Consider the following 2,156-nt stretch of genomic DNA (forward strand, 5'->3'; position numbering starts at 1 on the left):
CGGCCCACTACACTCCAGCCGCCCGGCGAAATCCGCAGGTCAGACAGCGAAATCCTGCTGGAGTACTAGTACTCCAGCCGTAGATCGTGATCTTGTTGCTGGAGTGCGGTGGAGAGGGGGCAGCGGTCAGTCGTCGACGGGATCGAGCTGGGCAGCACAGGCGTCCGCTACTCGAGTCCTTCGAGACGGCGGGCATCTTTGATCTCGCTGATTCTGGCAGCCGTCATCGGGGTCCACTCCCTCCTCTTTCCAGCGGCACGGAGGGCTTCTTCAACCTCGCTGAGCTTCACGGAGGACAACACGCCCGCCCGCTCGATCACGTCGTCCCGGGCCACGGTGGTCAGCCATGTGCACGGAGTAAAGCCTGGACGCGGGAACGCGAACCGCAGCACGCCTTCGAAGGGCAGTCCTTCCGGGGCTCCCACGGCCACTTCAACGCCCAGGCCGCTGATGTCGACGCCCGCTGGCGCAACGACCTGCATCGCCTGAAACCCGGATGACTCCTCGTCCGAGAGCAGCACGACCGGGCGTCGCTCATCGAAGTCGACCCACCAGACTTCACCGCGTTGCATGTGTCCTCCTGGCACGAGACGGCGGGCGAACGCTGCGTGCCCAGTGCGGGACACGGAAGGGATGCGGCCCCGTCTTCGCACGTCGTGACCGAGGGGCGGTGAAGACGGGCACGGCCACCGTTGATCATCGGTGTGTGAAGACTGAAGATCATGCGGTGGCCGCGAGTCACAGCGTAGACCCTGCCCGCTGGCAGGAGGCGTTCGAGGTCCTGGTGTCCCGGATAGCGGGCCGGTTCGCGAGGGTGTAACCCCGGCGTCGGGTGCGGGACTTGGTGCTGGGGCTGCTGTCGGACCTGCGGCGCAAGAACTGCTGGAGCATCGCCGAGTGGGCCGGGCAGGCCAGTCCGCATGGAATGCAGCACCTGCTCGGCCGGGCCAAGAGGTCCCAACAAAGGCGTTGGACGTGGCGGTAGGTGATCAGGCAGACGGCGAGGCCGAGGAACGCTTCGTGCATGTCGTCGCGTCGTTCCCAACGGATCCGGAGGCGGCGGAAGCCGTGCAACCAGGCGATCGTGCGCTCGACCACGTAGCGGAAGACGCCCAGGTTCACGGGGCCACGCGTTCGATCGCGATGAATTTCGACACAGGCTCCGGCACCACGGTTGGGGAGCTGTGCGCGGCGTTCAACAACGTCGTCGGCACGCCCTGGCCACCATTGACACCGACCCGCGGCCCGGTGACGTGGCTGGCGGCTACACCAAGAGCGACCGGGCGGCCGGTTGCTGGGGGTGGACGCCGACGCTGTCCCTGGAGGACGGCATCCGGTCCGCCGTGGACTGGATGCCGGTGCGACACGGCTGTTGAAGGACTGATCCCTTCCCGCCTTCAGTCTTCCCGGGCGTTCGGGTTCGGGAGGCAGCCGGCTTCGAGGGCGAGCCGGCGTCGCAGGGCGGGAGCGAGCCACGCGGTGTACGGGTGGTCCGCTGGTGCGGTCCGGTAGGCCTCGTTGGGGGATGTCGAGCCCTTCGAGGTACTGGCGGCCGGCGTTCCAGTCGGCTTCCAGGGTGCCGATGCCTCCGAGCGCGATGCGGCGGGCCCTGCGGAGGGCCTGCGCGTGGCGGTGCAGGTTCTGCCAGACCTTCAGGCGCTGCAGGGTACAGCGCCGCGCAGACCAGGTGTTCCGGTGCCCCGGCCTGCCCGCTTCGGTTCCCGTGAACCGCAGCCCGGGTCTGCGGAGTGCCTACCCGGGCCGGGTGGTGGGGCGTTGTGATGGGCCTGGTGTCAGGCGGAGAGGGTCTTGTGGAGGGCGTCGAGGCCGTCGCGGTAGATGCCGGTGAAGAGGTCGACGACCTCGTCCTCGGTGGCGCCTTCGGGGTTGAAGCGTCCGGACCACTGGACCTCGGCGACGTCGTCGCGGCCGGGGACGCTGTGGACCCGGATGGTGGAGACGTAGCCGTTGACGGGGAACGGGGCCTGGAGGATGGCGTAGCTGTAGTGGCGTTCGGCTTCGTTGAAGTCGACGAGGCGTTCGATGATGACCTCGCCCTCGGGGTTCTTCAGCCGGCGCACGCGGCCGCCTTCGAGTGCGGTGCTCTCGGGGATGTAGGGGAGCCAGTCGGGCAGGGCGTCGAATCCGCCGATGAG

2 protein-coding genes and 2 pseudogenes are annotated in these 2,156 nt (G+C 68.1%); 1 reads left to right on the forward strand and 3 read right to left on the reverse strand.

Going from position 1 to position 2,156, the window contains the following annotated elements:
- Nucleotides 1-167 precede the first annotated feature (167 nt).
- Nucleotides 168-572: a type II toxin-antitoxin system PemK/MazF family toxin gene (locus IE260_RS40875; protein WP_189880999.1), complete on the reverse strand. Its 405-nt coding sequence runs from the start codon at nucleotides 570-572 to the stop codon at nucleotides 168-170.
- 212 nt (nucleotides 573-784) lie between these two features.
- Between IE260_RS40875 and IE260_RS40880 the strand changes: the two are divergent.
- Nucleotides 785-952, forward strand: a pseudogene (locus IE260_RS40880) (IS701 family transposase); the annotation flags it as partial.
- A gap of 11 nt (nucleotides 953-963) precedes the next feature.
- Here the strand turns inward: IE260_RS40880 and IE260_RS43340 are convergent.
- Both IE260_RS43340 and IE260_RS40890 read right to left on the reverse strand, forming a co-directional pair.
- A pseudogene (locus IE260_RS43340) lies at nucleotides 964-1,152 on the reverse strand (transposase); the annotation flags it as partial.
- Between the two features lie 641 nt (nucleotides 1,153-1,793).
- The coding region (locus IE260_RS40890) for an SRPBCC family protein (RefSeq protein ID WP_189881000.1) at nucleotides 1,794-2,156 on the reverse strand (363 nt) is incomplete at its 5' end.

This window comes from Streptomyces viridiviolaceus (genome assembly GCF_014650995.1).
Classification (GTDB): Bacteria; Actinomycetota; Actinomycetes; order Streptomycetales; family Streptomycetaceae; genus Streptomyces; species Streptomyces viridiviolaceus.